Origin of the sequence: Mycolicibacter heraklionensis (assembly GCF_001021505.1) — a bacterium.
Lineage (GTDB): Bacteria > Actinomycetota > Actinomycetes > Mycobacteriales > Mycobacteriaceae > Mycobacterium > Mycobacterium heraklionense.
Genome location: NZ_LDPO01000001.1, coordinates 141,861 through 168,396, shown reverse-complemented (window position 1 = coordinate 168,396; position 26,536 = coordinate 141,861). Strand labels below are relative to the sequence as shown.

Here is a 26,536-nt window from a genome sequence, read left to right as displayed (position 1 = left end):
CGGACTACTCCGTGGTGAGGTCGACGGCATAGAGGCGGTGCGTGCCGGCGAAGCCCTTCAGCTCGGCGTCGCGGCCGGCGCCGACGACGATGTCGTCGCAGTCCTTGACGGCGTCGCGCACCGGTCCACTGATCAGGATCTGGCCGCCCTCGGCGGCCGCGGCCACTCGTGCGGCCATCGCGACGTTGCGCCCGAACAGGTCGTCACCGCGGCGCACCGAGCGGCCCATGTGCACGCCGATCCGGACCCGGATCGGGTGCTGCGGCTTACGCCCGCGTCGCGACGCCAGCGCGTGCTGGATGTCGATGGCGCACCGCACCGCTTGGTCGGGTTGAGCGAAGGCGATCATGAAGCCGTCGCCCTGGCTCTTGACCACATGCCCGGAGTGCTGCGCGACCAGACGCTGCACCATCTCGTCGTGCCGGGCGATCAGCTTCACCCAGGCGCGATCGCCGATCCGCTCGTTGAGCGCGGTGGATCCTTCGATGTCGGTGAACAGCACCACCACGTGTCCGTTCGGGGTCAGGCGGGCCAGGTCGGGACGTTCCACCTCCGCCCAGTCGGCGAGGTCTTCGATCGAACTGCGTACGGCCGCGCCGAATCCCTTCTTGCGCACCAGGTTTGCGGTCTGCCAGACGGTCTTGACGGCCTCACGTCCGCCGGTCAGCAGTAGGTTGCGGGTGTCGACCTGACTGCGCAGCGCCTCGTTCTCGGCGCGGACCGTCCGCAACTGACGGGTCAACAGCGCGAGGCCGACGGCTTCGGTGAGCGCCACCGCCGCCAGCACACCGGCCGCCAGCAGCGTCGGCGTCAGCCATCCGATCCCGAACATTCAGCCGGACACGAACTCGACGACGGCCGCGCTGAAGGCATCGTTGTCGTCGCCGGCCGCGGTGTGCCCTGCGTCGGACAATTCGACGAGCCGCGCGCCCGGGACCTTGGACAGGAAGTCCGCGACACCCTCGGCGCTGACCACGTCGGACAGCTTGCCGCGGATCAGCAGGATGGGGACCTGCAGGCCCATGGCGGCCGCCTCGATCTTCTCGGTGCGCAGCGCCGGGTCGTCGCCGGGTTTGGTCATCAGCGCCGGATCCCAGTGCCAGTACCATCGGCCGTCGCGGAACCGCAGATTCTTCTTCAGCCCCTCGGGGCTGCGGGGCTTGGTCCGGTGCGGCAGATACGCGGCCACCGCATCGGCGGCCTGTTCGAGGGAATCGAAGCCGTCGATGTGGCCGAACATGAAGTCGCGGATCCGGGCGCTGCCGTCCTTCTCGTAACGCGGCACCACGTCGACCAACACCAGCTTGGTCACCCGCTGCGGCCCGGCCTGATCGGCCACCAGAATGCCGGTCAGCCCGCCCATGCTCGCCCCGATCAGTGCCACCGGCCGGCCGATCGCCGTGATCACCGCGACTGCATCGGCGGTCAGCGTCTCGATGGCATAGTCGGCGTTCGGTGCGCGGTCGCTGTCGCCGTGGCCGCGGGTGTCGAGCGCGACGACGTGATAGCCCCGGTCGGCCAGGATCTGGCCGGTCTTGTGCCAGGAATGCCGATTCTGTCCACCGCCGTGCAGCATCACGATGCTCGGATGCTCAGCGGCTTCGGTGGCACCCCGGTTCCACTCGTCGGCGACCAGCGTTACTCCGCCGACGCCGTCGTACTCGACGGTCTGGGCTGTGCGCATCTCAAGATGGTAGATAGTTTGGACGACAGGGCGGACAGAAACGCCTGCCCGGGGTGGCCTGAGGGGTATGTGATGAGTGAACCGCGGTGGATCGATGTGTCTACGCCCGGGGTCGCGCTCAAGGCCTTGAGTTGGGGGACGCCGGGTGACCCGGTGGCGTTGTGCCTGCACGGATTTCCCGACACCGCCTACGGCTGGCGCCGGTTGGCGCCGCGGCTGGTCGCGGCCGGCTGGCATGTGGTGGCGCCGTTCATGCGCGGCTACGCCCCGTCCGCGATTCCGGCCGACGGCAGCTACCACATCGGCGCGCTGATGGACGACGCACTGCGCGTGCACGCCGCCGTCGGCGGGACCGGTCGCGACGTGGTGATCGGGCATGACTGGGGCGCGATGGCCGCCACCGGGCTGGCTGCGATGCCGGACAGTCCGTTCACCAAGGCGGTGATCATGTCGGTTCCGCCACCGGCGTCGCTGCGCGCGGTCCGCGGGACAGACCGGCTCACCCTGGCCGGCTACCTGCCGGCGCAACTGCTGCGCAGCTGGTACATCAGCTACTTCCAACTGCCGTGGCTGCCGGACCACTCCGCCTCGTGGGTGCTGCCGCTGTTGTGGCGGCGGTGGTCGCCGGGGTATCCCGCCGAGGAGGATCTGCGGCACGTCGACGCGGCCATCGGAACGCCGGAGGGTTGGCGCGCCGCGCTCGGACCGTACCGGGCGCTCCGCAGCCTGCGGGTTCCCGACCGCTACGCCGAGCTGCACCGACACTGGCTGCAGCTGCCACGCTTGCAGAGCCTGTACCTGCACGGGCGCACCGACGGCTGCATGTCGCCGGGGTTCACGCGGTGGGTGGAACCGGCCTTGCCCGACGGGAGCGCCGTGGCCATCGTCGAGAACGCCGGCCACTTCCTGCAACTCGAACAGCCCGATGAGGTTGCGGATCGGGTGCTGCGATTCCTGACCTGATGCGTGCGCCGGCGCGCGGCCGGCTGATGACCGCGATCGACGCGCAGTTCTACTGGATGTCGGCGAAGATCCCCAGCGACCAGTTCCTGCTGTACGCCTTCGCCGGGGTGCCGGCCGACCTCGACGACGCCATCGCGGAGGTGCTCGACCGGGCCCGGGCGATCCCGGACCTGAGCATCCGGGTCGCCGACGCCGGTGTGCTGCGCTACCCGCGGTGGGTGCCGATCACCGAGCCCAGCGAGGACGTAGCCGCGAGCCGGCGTCGCGCCCCGGGCGACGGCTGGGCCGGTTGCCTGGATGCGGTGGTGGGCCTGGCCGGCGAGCAGCTCGACGTCCGGGTGAGGCCCTGGCGTTTGCACGTATTCGCACCGGTCCACGACATTCCCGGGCACCGCGACGCGGGCACGGTCGCGGTGCTGCAAGTGGCGCATGCGCTGGCAGACGGCGGGCGGGCTTCAGCGTTGGCCGCCTGGCTGTTCGGCCGTGCCGCACCGGTGGCCCCGGTGCACACGCCGGGCCGCGGCTTCCTGCCGTGGCGCGCCGTTGTCGCGGCGCGCACCCACCGCAGCCGGGTCGACGACACTGCGGCGGGACTGCTGCCGCCCCCGGTCGGCGACCGCCCGCCGTTGGCCACCAACAACCGGCCGGCCGGCGGCCGAGCAGTGCGCACCCTGGTGCGGCAGCGCAGCGAACTGAGCGGACCGAGCGTGACCGTGGCGGTGCTGTCGGCGGTGTCGGCGGCGCTGTCGGAGTATCTCGACGAACCCTGCGATGAACTGGGCGCCGAAGTGCCGATGGCCAAAGCCGGTGAACGCCAAGCCCACAATCACTTCGGCAACATTCCGGTCGGGCTGTACCCGCTGCTGAGCCACGATGCCCGCTGCGAACGGATCGCTGCCGACATCGCCGGGGGCCGGCTCCGTGGTCGCCACCCCGCGTCGGCCGCGGCCGATCGGGCCTTCGCCGCGACACCCGCGGCACTGCTGCGCTGGGGCGTCGACAATTTCGACCCCGACGCCCGGCCGGAGCGAGTCACCGGCAACACCGTGGTCTCCAGCGTGCACCGCGGCGCCGCGGACCTGCATTTCGGTGCGGCGCCGGTGCTGCTGACCGCAGGGTTCCCGGCGCTGTCCCCGGCGATGGGACTGACCCACGGGGTGCACGGCATCGGCGACACCGTGGTGATCAGCGTGCATGCCGCCGAGTCAGCGGTCAGGGATATCGAGGTATATCTGCGACTGCTGGACGCCGCGTTGTAGTTTGAGCAGATGGTCACTGCTGCTGATGTCGCATTGCTGCTCCTGCGTCTGGTTCTGGGTCTGACCATGGCGGCGCACGGGTTCAACAAGTTCTTCGGCGGAGGCCGAATCCCGGGCACGGCGGGGTGGTTCGAAAGCATCGGGATGAAGTACGGCAAGTTCCAGGCGGTGACGGCGGCAACCGCGGAGATCGCCGCCGGGCTGGGGCTGGCGGTGGGGCTGCTGACCCCGATCGCCGCCGCCGGATTCGTGGCCCTGATGGCGGTGGCGGTGTGGACCGTGCACCGCTCGAACGGCTTCTTCGTGCTGACCAACGGCTGGGAGTACAACCTGGTGCTGGCCACCGGCGCCGTCGTGGTGGCGATGCTCGGGCCGGGCTACCTCAGTGCGGACCACCAGATCTTCTGCCATTGCTGGAAGAACGGCTGGCCGGGCCTGTGGATCTCGCTCGGCCTCGGGCTGGCAGGCGCCATCGGCCAGCTGGCACTGTTCTACCGTCCGGGCGGAACCGACACGACCGGCGAGTAGGGCAGCCCGCTGCCGGCGTTCTCGTCGACGACGACCCGCCGGCCCAGATAGGGGAAGGCGCGCTGCGGGCATGCCTCGCGCTCGCAGATCTTGCAACCCGCTCCGATCGGCACCACGGTGGCGTCGTCATTCAGGGCGACACCGGTGGAGTACACCAGCTTGTCGGCGTGCGCCAGGTCGCAGCCCAACCCGACGGCGAAAGTCTTGTGCTGGCCCAGATAGCCGCGCCCCTCGGGCGGTGTCGTGGTGGCGATCCAGAAGTACTTGCGGCCGTCGGGCATCTGCGCCACCTGGGTGACGATCCGGCCCGGTTGGCTGAACGCGTCGTGCACCACCCACAGCGGACAGCTGCCGCCGACCCGGCTGAAGTGAAACGCGGTGGCGGACTGACGCTTCGAGATGTTTCCCGCCTTGTCGGTGCGCACGAAGATGAATGGCACCCCGCGTCGTCCCGGCTGTTGCAGGGTTGAGAGCCGATGGCACACGGTCTCGAAACCGACCTCGAAGCGGCGTCCCAGCAAGTCGATGTCGTAGCGCAGGTCGGTTGCCGAACGCTGAAACTGCCGATACGGCAACAGGAACGCGCCGGCGAAGTAGTTGGCCAACCCGATCTTGGCGACATCGCGAGACTCCGGGCTCAACGACTGGTCCTGCGCCACAATGTCCGACATCAGCTCCTGTTGGGTGAGCAGAGCCAGTTGGGTGGCGATTTGGAAGGCTCGCTGGCCCGCCAGCAACCAATGCGCGATGCGCAGCACCCGGGTCGCTGGGTCGAAGACCCGTTTGGTTCCGGTGGGGAGGTCGTCGACGATCGCGACGGTGATGTCGAATCGTTCGGCCATCAGCGTCGACAGCTGAATGTCTAAGCCGCCGAAGCGCATCCCGGTCTCAACGAACAGTCGCTCGGCAGCGTTGTCGAGCTCACCGATGTAGTTGTTGCGGTCGTAGAAGAAGTCACGGACCTCCTCGAACGGCATGGGCCGGGCCACCGACTGCGCCGAGTCACCGGAGATCTGTGACCGGTAGGACTCCAATTCCTCGGTGGCACCGCGCAGCTGGCGATGCATGGTCAGCAGACTGTTGCCGATATCGGGCATGCGCGCGACGAGTTCCTCGATCTGACTGTCGCTGGCGGCGTGTTCACCGGCGGTCGCAGTGAACATGTCGCGCAGATCGGCCACCATTCGGGCGTCGGCGTCCCCGGAGAAGTACTGCGCGGGCAGGCTGAACCGGTCGGTCAGTGCCAGCAACACCGGGACAGTGATCGGCCGCTGGTCGTTCTCGAGCTGATTGACGTAGCTGGTCGAGAGGTTCAGCGCGCGTGCCAGGGCCACCTGGGTCAGGCCGCGTTCCTCACGTAGGCGTCGCAGCCGCGCCCCAGCGAAGGTCCGGGTGGTGGTGGGTGCCATGTCGTGCAGCGTAACCCGCCAATACGTTCGCAAAGTTTGCAATTCCGGTCAACATAGGACGCATTAATACGCATTTCCCGTGCATATCAGGGTTGAGCTGTGGTGCGTAGGGTGTGGAATATGCAGCTACATGACGTGAAGACCCGCCGCAGTGCCGATGACTTCCCCCGCTCCGAGCACCTCGCCTGGAAGATCGCGCAAGTGGCCGCCGACCCGGTGGCGGTTCCCGACGACACCGCGGCAATGGTCATCAACCGGATCATCGACAACGCCGCCGTCAGCGCTGCTTCCGTACTGCGCCGGCCGGTGACCGTCGCCCGCCGACAGGCTCAGGCGCACCCATCGACCCCAGGTGCTGCGGTCTTCGGTATCGAGGGAACCTACTCCGCCGAGTGGGCCGCCTGGGCCAACGGCACCGCGGTGCGCGAACTGGACTTCCACGACACCTTCCTGGCCGCGGAGTACTCGCACCCCGGCGACAACATCCCCCCGCTGGTGGCGGTCGCCCAGCAGCTCGGGCTCTCCGGCACCGACCTGATCCGCGGCCTGGCCACCGCCTACGAGATCCAGGTCGACCTGGTCAAGGGCATCTGCCTGCACGAGCACAAGATCGACCACGTCGCCCACCTGGGACCGTCGGTGGCCGCCGGAATCGGCACCATGCTGCGGCTGGACCCCGAGGTCATCTACCAGGCGATCGGCCAGGCGCTGCACCTGACCACCGCCACCCGCCAGTCCCGCAAGGGACTGATCTCCAGCTGGAAGGCCTACGCGCCCGCCTGGGCCGGCAAGGTCGGCATCGAGGCCGTGGACCGGGCGATGCGCGGTGAGGGCGCACCCGCCCCGATCTGGGAGGGCGAGGACGGCGTGATCGCCTGGATGCTGTCGGGCAAAGACCACACCTACCAGGTGCCGCTGCCCGGCCCCGGCGAGGCCAAGCGCGGCATCTTGGACACCTACACCAAGGAGTACTCCGCGGAATACCAGAGCCAGGCGCTGATCGACCTGGCCAAGCGGCTGCGCGGGCGGATCGGCGACCTGAGCCAGGTGGCCACGATCAAGTTGCACACCAGCCACCACACCCACTACGTGATCGGGACCGGCTCCGGCGACCCGCAGAAGTTCGACCCGGACGCCTCGCGGGAGACCCTGGACCACTCGGTGATGTACATCTTCGCCGTCGCCCTGGAGGACGGCAGCTGGCACCACGTACGGTCGTACTCCCCGGAGCGTGCGCACCGTCCCGAGACCATCGCGTTGTGGCGCAAGATCTCCACCGTCGAGGACCCGGAGTGGACCCGGCGCTACCACTCGACCGACCCAGGTGAGAAGGCATTCGGAGCGCGCGCCGAGATCACCCTGGCCAGCGGGGAAGTCATCACCGACGAGCTCGCGATCGCCGACGCGCACCCGCTGGGGGCCCGGCCGTTCGAACGCAAGCAGTACATCGGCAAGTTCACCGAGCTCGCCGAGGGTGTCGTGACGGTGGCCGAGCAGGAGCGGTTCCTCGCCGCCGCCGAGGGCCTTGCGGGGCTTTCCGGTGCTCAGCTCAGTGAGCTCAACATTGTGGTCGAGCCCGCGGTGCTGGACCAGGCGCCGTCGACTCCCGACGGGATCTTCCGGTGAGTGGGCTGCTCGGGGCCGCCGCGGTCCCGGCGGACAAGCGGGCGGACTTCCGGGCCGGACTGCAATCCGGTCGGCTGCAACGGTTCCCGGGGGCGTTCTCGCCCCTGGTCGCCAAGCTGGTGGCCGAGATCGGCTTCGAGGGTGTCTACGTCTCCGGTGCGGTGCTCTCGGCCGATCTGGGGCTGCCGGACATCGGGCTGACCACGCTGACCGAGGTGGCCGGGCGCGGCGCGCAGATCGCGGCCGCCACCGAGCTACCGACGTTTATCGACGCCGACACCGGCTTCGGCGAGCCGATGAGCGCCGCCCGCACCATCACGGTGCTCGAAGACTCCGGGTTGGCCGGCTGCCACCTCGAGGACCAGGTCAACCCCAAGCGATGCGGGCACCTCGACGGCAAGGCCGTGGTGCCGACAAGTGAGATGGTCAAGCGACTGCGGGCCGCGGTCGCGGCACGTCGGGACCCGAACTTCATCATCTCCGCCCGCACCGATGCCGCTGGCATCGAAGGGCTTTCGGCCGCGATCGACCGGGCGAAGGCCTATGCCGACGCCGGAGCGGACCTGATCTTCACCGAAGCGCTGCGCGGGCCGGCCGATTTCGAACAGTTCCGTGCTGCAGTCGATGTCCCGTTGCTGGCCAACATGACCGAGTTCGGCAAATCCGAGCTGCTCACCGCTGCTCAACTCTCCGACCTCGGCTACAACGCCGTGATCTATCCCGTCACCACACTGCGGCTGGCGATGTTCGCCGTCGAAGTCGGGCTGCGGGAGATCGACACGGCCGGAACACAATCCGGGCTACTGGATCAGATGCAGCACCGCAGCCGGCTCTACGAGCTGCTGCGTTACGCCGAGTACAACCAGTTCGACTCTGAGATCTTCAACTTCACCATCCAGGGAGGCCAACGGTGACCACCGCAGAAATCCGCAAGGGACTCGCAGGTGTTGTCGTCGACACCACCGCTATCTCCAAGGTGGTACCGGAGACCAACTCGCTGACCTACCGTGGCTACCCCGTACAGGACCTGGCCGCGCGTGTGAGCTTCGAGCAGGTCGCCTACCTGCTCTGGCACGGTGAGTTGCCGACCGACGCCGAGCTGGCGCTGTTCTGCCAGCGTGAGCGGGCGGCCCGGCGGGCGGACCGGTCGCTGCTGGCGCTGGTGGAAAAGCTCCCGGAGAACTGCCACCCGATGGACGTGGTGCGCACCGCGATCAGCTACCTGGGTGCCGAGGACGCCGAAGAGGACGACCCTAGTGAGTCGGCGAACTTCGCCAAGGCGCTGCGGATGTTCGCAGTGCTGCCGACCATCGTGGCCGCGGACATGCGCCGCCGGCGCGGTCTGGACCCGATCGCGCCGCACAGCCACCTCGGCTACGCCGAGAACTTCCTGCGGATGTGCTTCGGTGAGGTGCCCGAGCCGGTGATCGTGCAGGCGTTCGAGCAGTCCATGACCCTCTACGCCGAGCACAGCTTCAACGCGTCCACCTTCGCCGCACGAGTGGTCACCTCCACCCAGTCCGACATCTACAGCGCGGTCACCGCCGCGATCGGCGCGCTCAAGGGCTCGCTGCACGGCGGGGCGAACGAGGCGGTCATGCACGACATGATCGAGATCGGTGAGCCGGCCAACGCCGCGGAGTGGCTGCACGGCAAGCTATCCCGCAAGGACAAGGTGATGGGCTTCGGTCACCGCGTGTACAAGCACGGTGACTCCCGGGTGCCGACCATGAAAGCGGCGCTGGAACGCGTCGCGGCGGCCCGCGGCGGCCAGCGCTGGTTGGACATCTACCAGATCCTGGAAGCCGAGATGTTCGCCGCCACCGGGATCAAGCCCAACCTGGACTTCCCGACCGGGCCGGCCTACTACCTGATGGGCTTCGACATCCCGATGTTCACCCCGCTGTTCGTGATGAGCCGCATCACCGGATGGACCGCGCACATCATCGAGCAGACCGCGTCCAACGCGCTGATCCGCCCGCTGAGTGCCTACTCGGGCAGTCCGCAGCGCGCCCTCAAGGCGGTCTGAGCCCGACCCGGAGCTACCATCCGGGAATGTCGCAACTGTTCCCCGATTACCGCCCGCTCTGGGAGACCGACCAGCATCGCGAACTGCGCAAGCACGCCGCGGAATTCCTGCGCAAGGAGGCCACCCCCCACCAGGAGCGCTGGGTCGCCCAACACGGCGTAGACCGCGAGTTCTGGAACAAGGCCGGCGACGCCGGCCTGCTGGGACTGGATCTGCCCGAGGAATTCGGCGGAGCCGGCGGCGACTACGCCATGCACTCGGTGGTCCAGGAAGAACTCGTCTACGCCCACGACCAGTGCTTCGGCTTCTCGGTGCATTCGCCGATCGTGGCGCACTACCTGTACGCCTACGGCAACGACGAGCAACGCAAACGCTGGCTGCCCAAGGTCATCAGCGGCGAGGCGGTGCTGGCCATCGCGATGACCGAGCCGGGTACCGGCTCGGATCTGCAGTCGGTGCGCACCACCGCGGTGCGCGACGGCGACCACTACGTCATCAACGGCTCGAAGACGTTCATCTCCAACGGAACCCACTGCGACCTGCTGGTGATCGTCGCCAAGACCGACCCGTCCCAGGGGGCCGCCGGGGTGTCGCTGATCGTCGCCGAGACCAGCGGACTGGCCGGCTTCGAACGCGGCCGGGTGCTGCAGAAGATCGGCCAGCACGGCCAGGACACCCGGGAACTGTTCTTCACCGATATGCGGGTGCCGGTCGCCAACCTGCTCGGTGAGAAGGAGGGTCTGGGCTTCTACCAGCTGATGGACCAGCTGGCCCGGGAGCGGCTGATCATCGGGACGCTGTGCGCGGCACTGGCCGAGGCGGCCGTACTGGAGGCCATCCGCTACTCCAAGGAACGCGAGGCGTTCGGCCGGCCCATCGGCAACTTCCAGCACACCAAATTCGTGCTGGCCGAATGCAAGACGGAGACGCTCGCGATCAAGACCCTGGTCGACTACGCGATCAGCCAGTACGTCGGCGGCAAGAACGACCCGATGACCGCGTCGATGGCCAAACTGTTCGCCGCCGAGAAGTCCGACCAGATCGTCGACAAGTGCCTGCAGATCTTCGGCGGCTACGGCTACATGGCCGAGTACCCGATCGCCAACATGTACACCGGGTCGCGGGTGAACCGGATCTACGGCGGCACCAGCGAGATCATGAAGGAGATCATCAGCCGGTCGCTGTGAGCGCCCGGTTTCGCCGCGCAGACCTAGAACACGTTCTAGTCTGACCGTCATGGGATTTCTCAAACCTGAACTGCCCGTTGTCGACTTCGCCGAATGGAGCAAGGGCACGCGCAGCGAGAAGATCCGGCCGATGGCCCGGCACTGGGCCGAGGTGGGTTTCGGCACGCCGGTGGTGCTGCACCTGTTCTACGTGCTCAAGATCGGCCTCTACATCCTGGGCGCCTGGCTGTTCGCGTTGAGCACCGCCGGTATCGATGGCTTCGGGCAAGTGCGGCAGTGGTGGAGCGAGCCGATCGTCTTCGAGAAGGTCGTGCTCTACACGATGTTGTTCGAGGTGATCGGCCTGGGCTGCGGCTTCGGTCCACTCAACAACCGCTTCTTCCCGCCGATGGGGTCGATCCTGTACTGGCTGCGGCCGGGCACCATCCGGCTGCCACCGTGGCCGCGGCGCATTCCGCTGACCGCTGGAACCGGCCGCACGCCGGTGGACGCCGCCTTGTACGCGGCACTGCTGGGGATGCTGCTGGTCGCGCTGGTCTCCGACGGGACCGGGCCCATTGCCGCGCTGCACACCGAAGTCGGGGTGCTGCCGCACTGGCAGATCCTGACGATTCTGGGGATCCTGGCGGTGGTCGGCCTGCGGGACAAGGTGATCTTCCTGGCCGCGCGTGGCGAGGTCTACGCCCCGCTGGCAGCGGCGTTCCTGTTCACCGGGGTCGACATGATCGTCGCGGCCAAAGCCATCTTCATGGTGATCTGGATGGGCGCGGCGACGTCAAAGCTCAACCGGCATTTCCCGTTCGTGATCTCGACCATGATGAGCAACAACCCGCTGATCCGGCCCAAGGCGCTCAAACGCGCATTCTTCAAGAACTTCCCCGAAGACCTCCGGCCGGGCGGCCCGTCGAAGGCGCTGGCGCACGTGAGCACGGCGATCGAGATGCTGGTGCCGCTGCCGCTGTTCTTCTGCCACGGGGGCCTGCCCACCGCGATCGCGGCTTTCGTGATGGTCTGTTTCCACCTGGGCATCCTGGCGGCGATCCCGATGGGAGTGCCGCTGGAGTGGAACGTATTCATGATCTTCGGGGTGCTGTCGCTGTTCGTCGCGCACGCCGATCTCGGGCTGTCCGACCTCAACAACCCGCTGGCGGTCGCGCTGTTGTTCGCCGTCAGCGCGGGCACGGTGGTGGTGGGGAACCTGTTCCCGCGCAAGGTTTCGTTCCTGCCCGGGATGCGGTACTACGCCGGGAACTGGGACACCACGCTGTGGTGCCTGAAGCCGTCGGCCGAAGAGAAGATCGCGCGCGGCATCGTCGCGATCGCCAGCATGCCCGCCGCGCAGCTGGAACGCTTCTACGGCAGTGCGGAAGCCGCGCAGATCCCGATCTACATGGGATATGCGTTCCGCGGCTTCAACACCCACGGCCGGGCGCTGTTCAGCCTGGCGCACCGGGCGATGGCCGACGGCGACGAGAGCGACTACTCGCTGACCGATGGGGAGCGGATCTGTTCGACGGCGGTCGGCTGGAACTTCGGTGACGGCCACATGACCAATGAGCAGCTGATCGAGGCGCTGCAGCAGCGCTGCGGATTCGAGCCGGGGGAGGTGCGCGTGGTGATCCTCGACGCGCAGCCGATCCATCGCCAGACCCAGGCCTACCGGCTGGTGGACGCCGCCACCGGTGAGTTCGAACGCGGCCACGTCAAAGTGGCGGACATGGTGGAGCGCCAGCCCTGGCAGGACGACCTGCCCATATACGTCGATCGCGCCGCCGCGGTGTGATCCAGATAACTGGTACAACCAGTTGACCAGTGGGGTGGGTTGCCTGAGCATGTAGACCATGGACCTGGCGCCCATTTCCCGCACCGCGCTCTCCGACACGATCTTTGTGCGGCTTGTCGAAGAGATTCTGACCGGACGCCTGCTGGCCGGTGAGCCGCTTCCGTCGGAGCGCGAACTGGCGCTGACTCTGCAGGTCAACCGGCATGCGGTCCGCGAAGCACTCAAGCGGCTGCAACAGGCGGGACTGGTCCGTATCAGTCACGGCGGAAAGACCCGGGTGCTGGACTGGCGCCAAAGCGCCGGTCTGGATGCCCTGACCGGGTTGGCCGTCGCCGGGGCGATCCCGGCGCGCCAGATCATCGGCGACGTCGCGGTGATGCGACGCTCGATCGCCGCGGACGCCGCGCGGCTCTGCGCGCGGAACGCTTCGGGAGAACAGCGGGCCGCGATCACCGCGGCTGCCGCGGAGTATCCGACCTCCGGGGACCTCACCGCGGTCAGCGACGCCGACTTGGCGTTCTGGATCGCCGTAATTGACGGGTCCGGCAATATCGCCTATCGGCTGGCTCTCAACACCTTGGTCGCCGCGTACGACGAGATCGGCCGCGACGCCATCTACGCGCTGGGTGCCGCCGAGTTCGCCGATCGCAGCGCCCACATCGACCTTGCCGCCGCGATCGCCGCCGCCGACGAGGAGGCGGCGTACCGCCTCGCCGACGAGTTGCTGACCCGGTTCGTCACGGCCTGCCAGGCCGGCGCCGAGGGGGAGGGATAGCCGTATGTTCGACCTGATCGCGCACGCCATCCCGGTCTTCGTACTCTGCCTGCTGCTGGAAGTCGTGTCGTTCGCCGTGCGGCCCGACGACGACGAGCGCGGCTACGAACTGCGCGATACCGGCACCAGTCTGACGATGGGCATCGGCAACGTGATCATCAACATCGGCTGGAAGCTGGTGGTGCTGGCGGTCTTCAGCGGGGTCTATCTGCTGGCGCCGGTTCACCTTCCGGCCGCCAACCCGCTGACCTGGATCGCGCTGTTCGTCGCCGACGACTTCGCCTACTACTGGTATCACCGCACCCACCACACCATCCGGGTGTTCTGGGCCAGCCACGTGGTGCACCACTCCAGCCAGCACTACAACCTGTCCACCGCCCTGCGTCAGACCTGGACGCCGTTCACCGCGGTCCCGTTCTGGATCCTGTTGGCGTTCGCCGGTTTCGCCCCGTGGATGATCCTGCTGCAGCAGTCGGTCAGCCTGCTCTACCAGTTCTTCATCCACACCGAGCGGGTCGGCAAGCTCTGGCGGCCAATCGAGTTCGTCTTCAACACCCCGTCACACCACCGGGTGCACCACGGGGCGAACCCGCAATACCTCGACAAGAACTACGGCGGAATCCTCATCGTGTGGGACCGGCTGTTCGGCACGTTTGAGCCCGAGGACGAGCGCGCGGTCTACGGGTTGACCAAGAACATCGACACGTTCAATCCGGTGCGGGTGGCCACCCACGAGTACGTCGCTATCTGGCGCGACATCCGCGCGGCGCGTAGTTGGCGTGCGGTGTGGGGCCACCTGTTTCGCGGCCCGGGATGGGCACCGGCCGGTTAGGAGTTGGGCTTGACCCACTCGTCGTAGAACGGCGGCATCGCCGAGGCCCGGGAGGTGAACTGCGGGTCGCGCTTCTCCAGAAACGCGCGCACCCCGTCGGCGCCGTCACCGATGCTGGTGTAGAACATCGCCAACGAGTCCACCCGGTGCGCCTCGACCGGGTCGGGCTGCGCGGAGTTGCGGTAGAGCATCTGGCGGATCAACGCGAACGAGACCGGCGAACGGCCCTTGGTCCAGGCGTCGGCGATCGCCCGTGCCTCGGCCAGGAGTGTCTCTGGTTCGTGGACGGACTGGGCGATCCCGCAGGCGCGCGCGCCCTCGGCGTCGAGGATGTCAGCACGGTAGAGCAGATCCAAAGCCGTTGGCACACCGACGATGCGGGGCAGGAACCACGTGGAGCAGGCCTCCGGGGTGATCCCCAGCTTCCCGAACACCAGGCCGAAGCGTGCCTTGGTCGAGAACAGCCGGGCGTCCATCGCCAGCATCATGGTGGCGCCGATGCCGACCGCGGCGCCATTGACCGCGGCGATCACCGGCTTGCGACAGCCGTAGATCGCCAGCGTCACCCGTCCGCCGGTGTCGCGCACCCGGGCCAGCTCCGGGTCGTCGAGGTCGGCCATGTCGGCCAGTGACGGCGACTTGGACTCGTCGAGCCCGAACACGTTGCCCGAGCTGGACAGGTCCATGCCCGCACAGAACGCGCGCCCGGAGCCGGTGACGATCACCGCGCGGACGGCGTCGTTGTTGTTGACCTCGACGAAGGTGCGCTCCAGCTCCTCGGCCATTTCGACGGTGAACGCGTTGAGATTGTCCGGTCGGTCCAGGTACACGGTGAGAATGCCGTCTTCGACCTCGTGACGCAGCGTGTTCAACTCCATGCGCCGAGGCTAGTTGCACCGATCTGTTGACTCTGCCCCCGGGGGAGATTCGAGACTGGACTGCATGCCGACACTGTTGCCCATCGGGGACTTCTCCCGGATGACCTATCTGACCGTCAAGGCGTTGCGGCTCTATCACGAGCGCGGCCTGCTGGCGCCCGTTCAGGTCGATCCCTCATCGGGGTACCGCTACTACAGCCCGGGCCAGGTGCCGATCGCCCAAGTCATCCGCCGGCTGCGTCTACGACTAGTTTAGCTATCCTAGCTAGGGGCGCTTCCCGGTGAGTTTCTCTTTCAATCATCAGCGTCCGCCCACATAATGTCGGTTGGGGATTCTGATGCCGCAGCGTTCGTACGCCGCTGGGTCGATTCAAGGTCGCGACGATCCCGAATGAAGTCGGGATCCGCCACTTCCGTCTCAACCTGCCGCATCATCTCGATTGTCTCGTCGAGGAGCTCGGGTTTGCCATGCCCTTGAGCCATAGCGATACCCACATCAGCGAGTACTCGATAGTTGTAGCGATCGTGGGGTGCGTGCGCGACGCACTCGCGAGCAACCCTGGCTGCTTCCAGGAGCATCGCGAAGCGGTCGCTGTCTTGTAGTCCAGGAGCTGTCTCGGCACGACGAATCAGCAATGTTGCTTGGTAGCGTTTGATAATCGAGTCTTTCCCGATCTCGCGTCGAGCCACCCGGATTGCTTGATCGGCTTCGTCGTACTTACCTTCTTCAAGTAGCAATCGGATGAGTCGCCGCCTTGGGGTCCGTTCGGCAGGAACTACGTCGATCAACCTCCGAAGAAGCTGTTCGCGCTGACCTCGATCGGTGAGGCGCTGGATCCCCATTTCGTGCGCTGCCATGCCGCGCGCTGTTTCCAGTTCTACGAATTGCGTGGGGTTCAAACCATCGATCAATCGCTCGATTAAACGGAACAGCTCGCCCTCGTCGGCGAACTTATATTTGGCGATCGTTTCTGCGATCACGTCGTGCCGCGTCGTCAAGCCATACAAGCCGTCCTTCGGTTTAATGTCGTATTCTGACACCACGTCTTCCATGCGCCCTAGCAGATTAAAGAACCCGCCAGCTTCGACCTGGAGGAGGCGCAGCACCAGCTGCCGATGCACTTTCCCGCCCATTGCTTGTATTGCTGCTACATAGCGGTAGACCTTCTGTGCATCTTCATCGAGTTCCGCAAATTCGCGTAGCACAATTGTGTCAAGCTGCTCTGTCTGGAAGATATTCTTCAGGCACACATACATTTCGGAGCTACAGCGCTCGCGCAAACGTCGAATTTTGTCATCAAAGCCTAACCGCAGGAAATCATCTTCTACGAGGTTACGGATCTCCTGTTTTCGATCTACAAGGTTAATTAAGGACCGGAGGTCACTTTCCGCCAGCGAGGACAAGCGCTCAATGGTGCCGCGGCTGAAAAAGAAGGGTGATTTGGGGCGTGTCTTCCATTGGGACGTGTTAACGGTGACAACCAGGCGGAGGAACGGACGATCGATCTTGCCCAAGCCATCTACGAGGCGATTTACGGTCCCTAGATTTCTGGCGCAGTCATCGATCAGGAGCATCCCTTGCCTTTTTGCGCTGCGGAGGGACGCCTCCACGTTGAGCCAAGCTTGGACGTCGAGCGGGTAGTCATTCTGATGCTCCCATGCAACGAATCGTTCCGTATGGCGGCGGTACATTAGGCGTCTTGCAAGAGTGGTCTTACCGACCCCGGCAGCACCAGACAATACGAGGAAATAGCCACGCCGCTGATTTTGGGCCTCAAATAGAAGGTCCTCGCGGTGACGCTGAATGGTGAAGTTATGGTGTATATCCGCATACGATCCGGGACTCCCGTTGAACAAGCGAACGATATTCGGTGTCAAGCCGCTGGCGTGGTCAACCGCAATAGTGGTCGTCGCAAGACTGGGCGGGAGGGTTCCGGGAGAACTCGCCGAGTGCGTCAAGGCATTGCCACTCGGTGGAGGCTGTAGCGAGCCAAGCTGGAATAGAAAATCTTCTAGGGTTCCCGCTGCAACTTGGATTCCACGCTGCTCAAGGAGTTTGGCCCGGTCGGGGTCGTAGTCGTAAACCAGTAGATAAATTCGCCCTGGCACGCCCTCCATTCGAAGGCTGCCGACCGTCTTCGCAAGATCGCGCAAATGAGCGTCCGTCAAAGATTGGCCGATTATCAGGGTGGTGCTGGATATCATTTGAAGCTGGAGGCTTGAGAATAGTGCTTGACGGTATTTCTCGACATCTTCGTAGTCGACCTCGGTCAAGACCATCTGAGCGTGATCGCCAAGTGCGATATCTTTGCTGATGCACCCATGTATTTTGTAGAGAGGGACGATGTTATCGTTCGAGGATTTAGTAGAAAACTCATAGTTGGTTCGAACTACATTCAGCTCGGTCTTTGATAGCTTGTAGGATTTTTCAACCAATTGATCGAAATTAGTGGTGTAGATAGCTTTCCAATTGAACGCAGGTAAAGCCAACATTCCGCCGGTCGGCTCCAGGTCGTTGAGCCGTCGGCGCACCGCCAGCACAAGGTCTTTGCGCCCTAGCCGGTTTTCGAAGATGCCTGCGATTTCGGATAGATCGTCGCCGTCGGGTACAGGTGAGAGCTTCCCTGCGAGGTGCCTCGCGAGAGCCGCGCCTGTCGGCGCCCCGGACGGTATCGATGCTCCAGCGCCGAGCAGAAGCGCTGTTCTTGCTGGCTCAATAGCGTTCGCCAGCTCTGTTAGCTCCAATTTTCTCCCCACACTGGATCGCAGTTTGTTTCCCTGTTGTCCATGTGGTTGTAACATGTAATAGCAGCGAAGTCTCAGACCTGCCGGGCTTGCTCGCGAGCGCGTCGCACGCTCGAAGTCGCAGTCGGTTCTGGGGCATCCCGCCGAGGGGGTTAGCTACCGTCGGAGTTCGTGGGATTACCTGCCTTCCAGGCTTTGATGCGTCTAGTACTCGCGGCTAGCCACGGGACGGACCAAAGCTGCATGCACAGAGAAGAGACTCGGCGGCGCTGAGTGTTTCGTTGAGGGTGGGCAGGCAATGCTGCCTAGCGGCAAGCAGGAGCTTTTTACCAATCGGGCGGCTTGGGCTATAACGCACATGGCCCAAGCCGGCCTACTCGTTAGGCCCGAACGGGGCCCGCATTGATGTTCGGGACTACCCAGATGGGGTGGAGGCCTGTACGTATTAGCACAGTTCCCCGAGTGGCGAGACTTCTGGAATCGCAGCAAGAGTGAGAAAGCAGAACAAGCCCGACGACGTAATTGCAGGGGAGGCGTCGCCGAATGAGGCCGTCCGTACTTTGTTCCGGCGGCGGAACTGGCGGGCGCGGTACACCGCGGGGCGTTCGTCGAAGTGGATCGCACCTACGTCGCTTTGGGCACGCACGTCGTCGAAGGCGAACTCGGTGTCAACGGGCCAATCCGCGAGTATTACCTGGTGTCCGGCTATGACACCGACGGCTTGGCGTAATTCCATTGGCAGACCACGCCGACGGCGGTTACCGATGGAGAATCCTGGCCGACCCCCAGGGCAACGAGTTCGACATCTTGGCGGCCTGACTGCAGGACGGCACCCTGCCGGACGGCTCCGCGATCCGATGGAGCTTCCGCGACATCGGCCCGGACTCCTTTCGCTGGCGAGACGAACGCAGCGACGACGGGCGCACCTGGGTGCTCAAGCAGGAGTATCTCGCCCGTCGCCGCTGAATCCGGTGTCACGCGCTAACAGCGTCCTTCGCACTGGCGGTCGGCAAGAAGCGGGGCGCGATGCCCGCCGCGGTGGTCGCGACCGCCGCCGATCCCAGCGCCTGAGCCCAGCCGATCGGACCCAGCGGCGTGCATCCCATGAACTGGCTGATACCGGGGATGCTGATCAACAGTGCCATTGCCGCGAACGACCCGCCCGCGGTCGCCAGCAGCACCGGCGAGCGTGACTCCAACAGTGTCTGGCCCAGCTGGGTGGTCACCAGGGCGACCAGCGCCACGGTGGATGCGCGTCGGGGAAAACCGGTCAGCCGCGCCATGAACCAGGCCGCAAGGGTTGCGCTGGCCGTGGTCGTGCCACGCAGCGCCACCGCGCGCAACAGTGCCTTCTCGTCGGGCCCGCGACCCCCGAAGGGCATGGGCCGCCGGGGTTGGCTGATCGCCAGCGCCGTGGCCGGGAACGCGTCGGTCACGATGTTGACCAGCAGCAGTTGCCGGGTGCTCAACGGTGACTGACCGGTCAGGGCGCTGCCGATGATCGCGAACAGTGCGCCGCTGGCGTTACCGCCCAGCAGCACCGCCACCGCCGCCTGCACCCGCTGCCACAGTTGGCTGCCCTCGTTGAGGGCGTCCAGCAGGGTCTCGATGCGGCCGTCGAGCAGCACCACGTCGGCGGCCGTGTGGGCGGCGTCGCTGCCCTGGGCGACGATCCCGATGCCGACCGTGGCGGCCCGGATTGCGGCGGCGTCGTTGGCGCCGTCGCCGACCATCGCCGACACCTTGCCGCTGCGTTCCAGCGCCTGCACCACCTGCACCTTGTTCGCCGGCGACATCCGGGCGAACACCACCCGCTCGGCCACCGCGCGTTCCTGCTCCTTACCCGAGAGGGTTTCCCATTCCGAGCCGGTGATGACCTGATCGGGAGCCAGCTGCACACCCATCTTGCGGGCGATGGCCCGGCCGGTGGTCGGGTGATCACCGGTGATCATCCGCACCGGTACCTGCCGGCGGTGCAGCTCGGCGAGCAGGCCGGCAGACCCGGCGCGCGGGGTGTCGGCGATGCCGACGAAGCCGACCAGGGTCAAGCCCTCGGCGCACTGCTGGGCCATGGCCGCGAGCTGGGCTTCGGGGTCGTCAGGATCGGCCGAAAGCGACTGCACCTGAGCGGGACTGAGCTCACGCCGGGCTACCGCGAGCACCCGCAGTCCTTCGTCGGCCAGTTGCTCCACCACATCGTGGATATCGGCCGCGACATCGTCGCAGGCAGCCAGCACCACCTCGGGTGCCCCCTTGATGGTCAATTCGGTGCCGAACACCGATGCCGCGAAGGGCCGCCCGGAACGGAACGGCAGATGGGCGTCGGCGGCCCCCGGCGCGACGGCGCCGGGCACGGATTCGGCCGCCGCCACGATCGCGGCGTCGGTGGCGTCGACGTGGCTCTGTCCCTTGGCCGACGGGGTCGCGCGTACCGCGCAACGCAGCACCTCGTCACGGGAATGACCGGCTGCCGTCCGCACCTCGGTGACCCGCAACCGGTTCTCGCTCAACGTGCCGGTCTTGTCGAAGCACACCACGTCGACGCGGCCCAGGGCCTCAACGGAGCGGGGGACCCGCACCAGCACACCGGATTTGGTGAGGCGCTGCGCCGAGGCGTGCTGAGCCAGCGTCGCCACCACCGGCAGGCCCTCGGGGACAGCGGCGACGGCCACCGACACTCCGTTGGCCACCGCCTGCTGCAGCCGGGTGGCCCGCAACACCCCGAGCACGCTGACCAGACCGCCGGCCATCAGACTCAGCGGCCAGGTCCGGCTGGTGATCTGTCCGAGCTGATGGGTCAGGCCGATATCCCCGTGCCGGCTGGTGACAAGGTCGGCGGCGCGCCGCACCTCGGTGTCGGGACCCACCGCGGTCACCAACGCCAGACCGGTCCCGGAGGCCACGGTGGTGCCCGCGAACAGCATGCAGCGCCGCTCGGCCAGCTCGGCGCCCGGAGTGGCGTCGATCTGCTTGGTCACCGGCAACGACTCACCGGTCAGTGAGGCCTCGTCGACCTCCAACTTCTCCAGTTCGATCACCCGGGCGTCCGCGGGCACCACATCGTCGGGACCCACCTCGATCAGATCACCACGCTGCAGCTGCTCGGGGAGCACTTGAACACGGTCGCGTGTGCCGTCGGGCCGGATCGTCACCTTCCAGGCGGGCGGGATCTGCTCGGCCAGTAGCCGATCCAGCCGCAGCTCGGCACTCAACCGTTGACCGGCCGCCAGGACGGCGTTGCTGGCCAGGACAGAGCCGACCATGAGCGCGTCGATTGGTGCGCCCAGCAGCGCGGTGGCAGCGGCACCCAGTCCGAGGACGGGCGTCAGCGGGTCGGACAGTTCGTCACGCACCGCATCGAGGAACTGCCAGACCACGTGCCGCTTGGCGGTGCCGGCGTCCGGTGCGAAGTCGGGCTGCGACGGCGAGGCCAAGGCGGCACGCACCTGTTCGACCGACATCGCATGCCATTCGTCGACCGGGACCGGCCGGGGCAGCGGCGCCGTGATCACCTGGCGGGCCGACCAGTAGCCGGACACCAGACCCACGGCCGCGCCCAGCGCGACCGGTTCGGGACCGCGTCCTCGCACCGTGGGAATGAGCAGCATCGAACCCAATGCCGAAGCGCCGGTGGATAAGGCGATACCAAGGCGGGTGGCCGCCTGGGCTGCGGGCAGGGCATGCAGTACCCGCCACACCCCGGACAAGTCATCGACGATCAGGTCCGCCACCGGCTCGCTGGCGTCGGGCAGGATGCCGACGCCGAGGTCGGCCGCCGACAGCGCCTGGGTAGCCGTCGAGGAGATCACCGCGACGGTGTGGCCTTCCTGCTGGTAGTCGCGCACCGCGTCGAGCAGCGCTTCGTCAATCGAATCGCCTGTCATTGGAGCGATTTCGTCGAACGCGGGCCGAAGTACACCCAGGCCGATGGCGTCGTCCGCGGTCACTGTCTGCACCTGGGCGCGCTGTGTCTCAGCGAGTGTCGCTGCCGCCAGCGGATGCGGCGCCGGAGCAAACAGTGCCTCGGTGCCGGGGCGGCCGGTGACGGGATGCCAACCTGGCCGCAGGTCACCTTCCTCGAGCATCGCCCGGGCGCTCTCCCAGGCGGTCAGATCCTTCTCGTCGGCGCCGCGAACGCGCGCCAAGCGCAACGATTCGGTCCGCAGCACCCGCGGATCGAAGACCACCACGTTGACGCGGTCCAGCCGGCGCAGGCTGTCAGGGTCGATCTGCAGTGCCTCGTCGCGGTTGGCCAGCCCGCGTCCCAACGTCGCGGCGAACGATTCGTGAGTGGCTCGGGTCGCTTTGGGCACCGCGATCAGTGCGGCATTGCCGGCCAGTTCGGGGTCGCGACTGATCGCGGCGACGACGGCTGCGCCGATCGCCTGAATCCAGGTCCCGCGTTGCAGGTTTTGGTCGACCGGGCTCTCCGGGGATTCCGCCGTGCGCTGGGCGGACCCGGCAGCCGGACGGGCCAGCTCCGGCTCGCGCCGCGCCCAGGCCCGGGCGTCAGCGCGCGCTTCGGCGGCCCTGATGGTGTTGATCGCCAGGTCCACGGCCAGCATCGACGGCGCCGCACCGAGTGCGTTGACGGCGGTGGTCGCCATCCCCAACGCAGTGGCGGTGGCGCGCTTGCCGATTCGTTCCTCCAGCAGACGGCGCAGTTGTGGCTGGTGGTCCAGGGTGATGACAGCGCCCTGGAGACTGGAGGGCAACCGGCGAAGCCGCAGGACGCGACTGGCAACTGCGAGACCCAGGCCGACGGCGTTGATGCCGGCCATCGCGGCGCTGCTGACCGCTATCAGACCATCGCCGGGTTCGGGGGCCGGGCGAAGGTGTCGCCGTGGGTGCTCGACCTCCGCCGGTGGGTCGGCAACCACGTCATAGCCCGGTTCGGCATCGTCGATCAGGGCGGGTATCGAGGGGGGCATCGGTCTCCTTCGCTCGGCGACCGAATCCTTGGAGATAGCCCGCGGGACCTTCGGTCGACATGGTGAATCGTCCGAAGGTCTCGCTCGCGAAAGTCCTGGGTCCGCTGAATGACCGGGCGGGTCGAACCGCCGTATTGACGACCATTCACATCCGCCACTGGTGTGGCGGGTAGGAACTACTCCCCTTCCCGACCGAACTTAGGGCCGGCAGGCAGCGGACAGCTGAACGTCGGCGAGACCCGACTTGAAATGCCGGTGAATGCTCTGCGTTGCAGACGGTTTCGCGCCGGTTTCAGGAGCGCGGCGACCAATAGGCGAGCATCTCGGCGAAGGTGTCGAATGCGGGTTTCGAAATGCCGTAGGGAGCCTCGAAGTGCAGGCTCAACGGGAAGCCCAACTCGGCCACGCCGTCGATCACCCGCTTATACAGATCGAGCAACAGGCGACGTTTGACGTCAGGTTCGCCTGCGGCCAGAGTCCGGACGAAGTCCTGCTCGGCGGCGACGGCCTCATTCCCCGGGTCCTGGATCAGCCAATCGATCAGCCCGACTTTGGACTCCATCTTCGGCACGAAGCCGAACGACAACAGGACCTCCGGCCGGTGGTCACTGACGTTCTTGAAGTCGCGGAGGAATCCCACAATCGCATCGGAGTAGAGCAGCTGCGTCATCCCGAAGGTGGCGCCCCGGTCACATTTGAAGGCGAAGCGTTCCTGCTCTGAGTCTCGTGTCGGGATGAGGATGACACCCCGGTGGTCGACCAGATCGTCGAATTTCGACAGGGCATCGGTGGGTGCGACGCCGCCGCCCTCACCGTCGTTCAGCGTGCGCGGGACACCGACGAAGATGATTCCGTCAAATCCGGCCTGGCGCAGACCCGACAGTCGCGTCCGCAGTGCCGTCTCGTCGAGGAAGGCGGTGACCTGCGTGCACAGCCCGTGTACGCCGGGCAGTTCGGGGTGAATGACCGACCAGAAGTCGGAGACATCGAGTTTGGGTTGGATCTCGACCGGCCGATCGTCATCCTCGGGGATCAACCCGGGGATCATGACATGACCGATCCGGCCCGCGATACCCGCTTGCTCGGATAACTGCAGGACCTTGTGGGCCTCTTCGCGGGCGTGCTCGACTCCGCGATCGGTATTGGGCGGCACCAATTCCAGTGCAATGGTGTTCAACGGCACCAGGGGACTCCGTATCTCATTAGAACGGACATGTTGCGCCCCAGAGACAGCTCTGGGGCGCAACATGTCAGACGGTCACAGGCTGGCGCGAGCTTCCTTCGCGGCGGCGACCAGGTTGGCCAACGACGCGTTCACCTCGTCGGGCTTACGGGTTTTCAGGCCGCAGTCCGGGTTGACCCAGAGTCGTTGCGCCGGAACAGCATCCAGCGCCTCGCGTAGCGAAGCGGCCATCTCGTCGGTGGACGGAACCCGCGGCGAGTGGATGTCGTAGACACCCGGCCCCACCCCGTTGGAGAACCCGATCGCGTTGAGGTCGTCGAGCACCTCCATGTGCGAGCGGGCCGCCTCGATCGAGGTGACGTCGGCGTCCAGGTCGGCGATCGCACCGATCACCTCGCCGAACTCCGAGTAGCACAGGTGGGTGTGGATCTGCGTCGCATCGGAGACCCCCGAGGTGGCCATCCGGAACGAGCCGACCGCCCAGTCCAGGTAGGCCGCCTTGTCGGCGTCGCGCACCGGCAGCAGCTCGCGCAGGGCGGGCTCGTCGACCTGGATCACCGCGATGCCGGCCTTCTCCAGGTCCACCGTCTCCTCGCGGATGGCCAGCGCCACCTGGTAGGCGGTGTCGGCCAGCGGCTGGTCGTCACGGACGAACGACCAGGCCAGGATGGTGACCGGACCGGTGAGCATGCCCTTGACCGGCTTGTCGGTCAGCGACTGGGCGTAGGTGGCCCAGGCAGTCGTCATCGGGTGCGGCCGCGTGACGTCGCCGAACAGCACCGGCGGACGCACGCAGCGGCTGCCGTAGGACTGCACCCAGCCGTTGCTGGTGGCGAAGAAGCCGTCCAGCTGCTCGGCGAAGTACTGCACCATGTCGTTGCGCTCCGGCTCGCCGTGCACCAGCACGTCCAGGCCCAGCTCCTCCTGCAGCTTGATGACGGCCGCGATCTCGGCCTTCATCCGGTTGGTGTACTCCGCCTCGTCGATCTCTCCGGCCACCAGCGCGGCACGGGCCTTGCGGATCTCCACGGTCTGCGGGAACGAGCCGATCGTGGTGGTCGGCAACGGCGGCAGGTGCAGCCGCTCGTCCTGCGCGGCGCGGCGCGCCTCGGCCGAACCACGCTGAATCCCGGCCGCCTTGATCTTGGCGATCTCCGCGCGCAGCGCGGCGTTGTTCAGCCGCGGGTCGGACTTGCGCGACGCGACCGCGGCGTTGGACGCGGCGATCTCGTCGGCCACCGCTTCGCGGCCCTCACGCAGGGCGCGGGCCAGGGTGGCCACCTCGGTCACTTTCTCGGCGCCGAACGCCAGCCAGCTGCGCAGCCCGTCGTCCAGACCGGTCTCGGGCTCCAGCGAGTAGGGCACGTGCAACGTCGAGCACGACGTAGACACAGCTACGGCACCGGCTGGGCCCAGCAGCGCCGCCAGCTTGGCCAGCGCGGCCTGCAGGTCGGTGCGCCAGATGTTGCGGCCGTCGACGACACCGGCGACCAGCGTCTTGGAGGCCAACTCCGGCACTGCGGCGATGGCGGTGTTGGGGCCGTAGACCAGGTCGACGCCGATCGCCTCGACAGGGGTGCGGGCCAGGGCCGGCAGCCCGGCGCCGGGGTCGCCGAAGTAGGTGGCCACGAAGATCGACGGCCGCTTGCTCAGCCCGCCGAGGCGGTTGTACACCTGCTCGGCCAGCGCGGGGGCGTCGGCAGAGATGTCGGTCACCAGCACCGGCTCGTCGATCTGTACCCACTCGGCGCCGGCGTCGGCCAGCTTGCCCAGCAGCTCGGCGTAGACATCGGTCAGCTCGTCGAGGCGGGAGATCGGCGCAGGCGCACCGTCGACGGCCTTGCTGAGCAGCAGGAACGTGACCGGTCCGATGATCACCGGACGGGCCACGTTTCCGCCGAAGCCCTGTTCCTGGGCCTCGGCGAGCTCGGAGAGCACCTTGGCGGGGTTCAGCGTGAACGTCGTGTCCGGGGCGATCTCGGGAACGATGTAGTGGTAGTTGGTGTCGAACCACTTCGTCATCTCCAGCGGAGCGATCTCCTTGTTGCCCCGGGCCGCGGCGAAGTAACGGTCCAGCTCGTCGGCGACGCCGGCTACCCGGGCCGGGAGAGCACCCAGCAGCACCGCGGTGTCGAGCATCTGGTCGTAGTAGGAGAACGTGTTCACCGGCACCGAGTCCAGCCCGGCGGCGGTCAGCTGAGCCCAGGTGTCGCGGCGCAGGCCGGCGGCCACCTTCTTCAGTTCGTCCTGGCCGATCCGGCCGGCCCAGTAGCTTTCGGTGGCGCGCTTGAGTTCACGTCGAGGCCCGATTCGCGGCGAGCCGAGAATGGTTGCGGTAAAAGGTTGAACGGTCACGATGTGGTCCTTCAATTGACGAGGGTGGGTCAACGCCAGCAGCCGCCCAGCTGATCCGGTCCCGTGCCTATATAAAGCACTATAACCCTCAAAACCAGACGCCCATTCCGCGAGGCGTTGATCCGCTGGGCGCGGCGCGCCCAGCACAACGGGCAGGTATTCGGACTCGCAGGCGCGCACCGAGGTGCTCCTAGTGGCCGTCGCTTCCCAGTCGGTGGGCGAACCCGTGACCAGTGCTTTGTGACGGCGGTCGTTCCTGCATACCGCTGCGGGACAGTCCCGGATTCTCACCGGGTTCCCTCTCGCGCTCCGCGGAAAACCGCGTTGCGCTCGATGCCGAAACCGCCTTGCGGCGACGACGGCAAACCA

General features: G+C 66.6%; 20 protein-coding genes and 1 riboswitch. Of the genes, 12 read left to right on the top strand and 8 right to left on the bottom strand.

The window, feature by feature from the left end; all coding sequences use genetic code 11:
- Window positions 1-4: 4 nt before the first annotated feature.
- Both ABW16_RS00765 and ABW16_RS00760 read right to left on the bottom strand, forming a co-directional pair.
- Window positions 5-832 carry an adenylate/guanylate cyclase domain-containing protein gene (locus ABW16_RS00765; protein ID WP_047317221.1) on the bottom strand — a complete coding sequence of 276 codons (828 nt, stop codon included), beginning with the start codon at window positions 830-832 and terminating at the stop codon, window positions 5-7.
- Window positions 833-1,684 carry an alpha/beta fold hydrolase gene (locus tag ABW16_RS00760; RefSeq protein WP_047317220.1) on the bottom strand — a complete coding sequence of 284 codons (852 nt, stop codon included), beginning with the start codon at window positions 1,682-1,684 and terminating at the stop codon, window positions 833-835. It lies immediately after the preceding gene.
- Window positions 1,685-1,756: 72 nt separating this feature from the next.
- Between ABW16_RS00760 and ABW16_RS00755 the strand changes: the two genes are divergently transcribed.
- From ABW16_RS00755 to ABW16_RS00745, 3 genes are read left to right on the top strand one after another with little or no spacing between them, the layout of a single operon-like run.
- Window positions 1,757-2,647 carry an alpha/beta fold hydrolase gene (locus ABW16_RS00755; RefSeq protein ID WP_047317219.1) on the top strand — a complete coding sequence of 297 codons (891 nt, stop codon included), beginning with the start codon at window positions 1,757-1,759 and terminating at the stop codon, window positions 2,645-2,647.
- Window positions 2,647-3,906 (top strand): WS/DGAT/MGAT family O-acyltransferase, encoded by a 1,260-nt coding sequence (locus ABW16_RS00750; protein ID WP_412178171.1) that lies wholly within the window; start codon window positions 2,647-2,649, stop codon window positions 3,904-3,906. Before ABW16_RS00755 ends, ABW16_RS00750 begins: the two co-directional genes overlap by 1 nt.
- Before the next feature lie 9 nt (window positions 3,907-3,915).
- On the top strand, window positions 3,916-4,434 hold the full coding sequence (locus tag ABW16_RS00745; RefSeq protein ID WP_047317218.1) for a DoxX family protein: 519 nt from the start codon (window positions 3,916-3,918) through the stop codon (window positions 4,432-4,434).
- On the opposite strand, the gene ABW16_RS00740 is transcribed toward ABW16_RS00745, so the two are convergent.
- Window positions 4,398-5,843, bottom strand: coding sequence for a short-chain fatty acyl-CoA regulator family protein (locus ABW16_RS00740; RefSeq protein ID WP_047317217.1), 1,446 nt, complete (start codon window positions 5,841-5,843; stop codon window positions 4,398-4,400). The genes ABW16_RS00745 and ABW16_RS00740 overlap by 37 nt on opposite strands.
- Window positions 5,844-5,963: 120 nt before the next feature.
- On the opposite strand from ABW16_RS00740, the gene prpD reads away from it, so the two are divergent.
- From prpD to ABW16_RS00705, 7 genes are read left to right on the top strand one after another with little or no spacing between them, the layout of a single operon-like run.
- Complete coding sequence (prpD, locus tag ABW16_RS00735) at window positions 5,964-7,469, top strand: 2-methylcitrate dehydratase PrpD (protein WP_047317216.1); 1,506 nt, start codon at window positions 5,964-5,966, stop codon at window positions 7,467-7,469.
- Window positions 7,466-8,383 (top strand): methylisocitrate lyase, encoded by a 918-nt coding sequence (gene prpB, locus ABW16_RS00730; protein WP_047317215.1) that lies wholly within the window; start codon window positions 7,466-7,468, stop codon window positions 8,381-8,383. The genes prpD and prpB overlap by 4 nt, the downstream gene beginning before the upstream one ends.
- Window positions 8,380-9,498 (top strand): bifunctional 2-methylcitrate synthase/citrate synthase, encoded by a 1,119-nt coding sequence (locus tag ABW16_RS00725; protein ID WP_047317214.1) that lies wholly within the window; start codon window positions 8,380-8,382, stop codon window positions 9,496-9,498. Before prpB ends, ABW16_RS00725 begins: the two co-directional genes overlap by 4 nt.
- A 26-nt stretch (window positions 9,499-9,524) precedes the next feature.
- Entirely contained in the window at window positions 9,525-10,685 is a 1,161-nt protein-coding gene (locus ABW16_RS00720; protein ID WP_047317213.1) for an acyl-CoA dehydrogenase family protein, read from the top strand.
- Between the two features lie 49 nt (window positions 10,686-10,734).
- Window positions 10,735-12,468, top strand: coding sequence for a DUF3556 domain-containing protein (locus tag ABW16_RS00715; protein ID WP_047317212.1), 1,734 nt, complete (start codon window positions 10,735-10,737; stop codon window positions 12,466-12,468).
- 58 nt (window positions 12,469-12,526) lie between these two features.
- Entirely contained in the window at window positions 12,527-13,243 is a 717-nt protein-coding gene (locus ABW16_RS00710) for a FadR/GntR family transcriptional regulator (RefSeq protein ID WP_047317211.1), read from the top strand.
- Window positions 13,244-13,247: 4 nt separating this feature from the next.
- Window positions 13,248-14,075, top strand: coding sequence for a sterol desaturase family protein (locus tag ABW16_RS00705; protein ID WP_047317210.1), 828 nt, complete (start codon window positions 13,248-13,250; stop codon window positions 14,073-14,075).
- Here the strand turns inward: ABW16_RS00705 and ABW16_RS00700 are convergent.
- Window positions 14,072-14,953: a crotonase/enoyl-CoA hydratase family protein gene (locus ABW16_RS00700; protein ID WP_047317209.1), complete on the bottom strand. Its 882-nt coding sequence runs from the start codon at window positions 14,951-14,953 to the stop codon at window positions 14,072-14,074. The genes ABW16_RS00705 and ABW16_RS00700 overlap by 4 nt on opposite strands.
- Window positions 14,954-15,017: 64 nt before the next feature.
- Here ABW16_RS00700 and ABW16_RS00695 point away from each other — a divergent pair, with 64 nt between their 5' ends.
- Entirely contained in the window at window positions 15,018-15,209 is a 192-nt protein-coding gene (locus ABW16_RS00695; protein WP_047317208.1) for a MerR family transcriptional regulator, read from the top strand.
- A 38-nt stretch (window positions 15,210-15,247) separates the two neighbouring features.
- Here the strand turns inward: ABW16_RS00695 and ABW16_RS24105 are convergent, their stop codons facing one another.
- Window positions 15,248-17,494 carry an SIR2 family protein gene (locus ABW16_RS24105; protein WP_157864223.1) on the bottom strand — a complete coding sequence of 749 codons (2,247 nt, stop codon included), beginning with the start codon at window positions 17,492-17,494 and terminating at the stop codon, window positions 15,248-15,250.
- Window positions 17,495-17,996: 502 nt separating this feature from the next.
- On the opposite strand from ABW16_RS24105, the gene ABW16_RS28070 reads away from it, so the two are divergent.
- Window positions 17,997-18,104 (top strand): winged helix-turn-helix domain-containing protein, encoded by a 108-nt coding sequence (locus ABW16_RS28070; RefSeq protein ID WP_082133889.1) that lies wholly within the window; start codon window positions 17,997-17,999, stop codon window positions 18,102-18,104.
- Window positions 18,105-18,672: 568 nt separating this feature from the next.
- On the opposite strand, the gene ABW16_RS00685 is transcribed toward ABW16_RS28070, so the two are convergent.
- The 3 genes from ABW16_RS00685 to metE all read right to left on the bottom strand — a co-directional run bounded on the left by ABW16_RS00685 (window position 18,673) and on the right by metE (window position 26,167).
- Window positions 18,673-22,629, bottom strand: a complete 3,957-nt coding sequence (locus ABW16_RS00685) for a cation-translocating P-type ATPase (RefSeq protein ID WP_047317206.1) — start codon at window positions 22,627-22,629, stop codon at window positions 18,673-18,675.
- 292 nt (window positions 22,630-22,921) lie between these two features.
- Window positions 22,922-23,812 carry a mycobacterial-type methylenetetrahydrofolate reductase gene (locus tag ABW16_RS00680; RefSeq protein WP_047317205.1) on the bottom strand — a complete coding sequence of 297 codons (891 nt, stop codon included), beginning with the start codon at window positions 23,810-23,812 and terminating at the stop codon, window positions 22,922-22,924.
- A 75-nt stretch (window positions 23,813-23,887) separates the two neighbouring features.
- On the bottom strand, window positions 23,888-26,167 hold the full coding sequence (metE, locus tag ABW16_RS00675) for a 5-methyltetrahydropteroyltriglutamate--homocysteine S-methyltransferase (RefSeq protein ID WP_047317646.1): 2,280 nt from the start codon (window positions 26,165-26,167) through the stop codon (window positions 23,888-23,890).
- A 134-nt stretch (window positions 26,168-26,301) separates the two neighbouring features.
- A riboswitch (cobalamin riboswitch) is annotated at window positions 26,302-26,507 on the bottom strand.
- Window positions 26,508-26,536 lie beyond the last annotated feature (29 nt).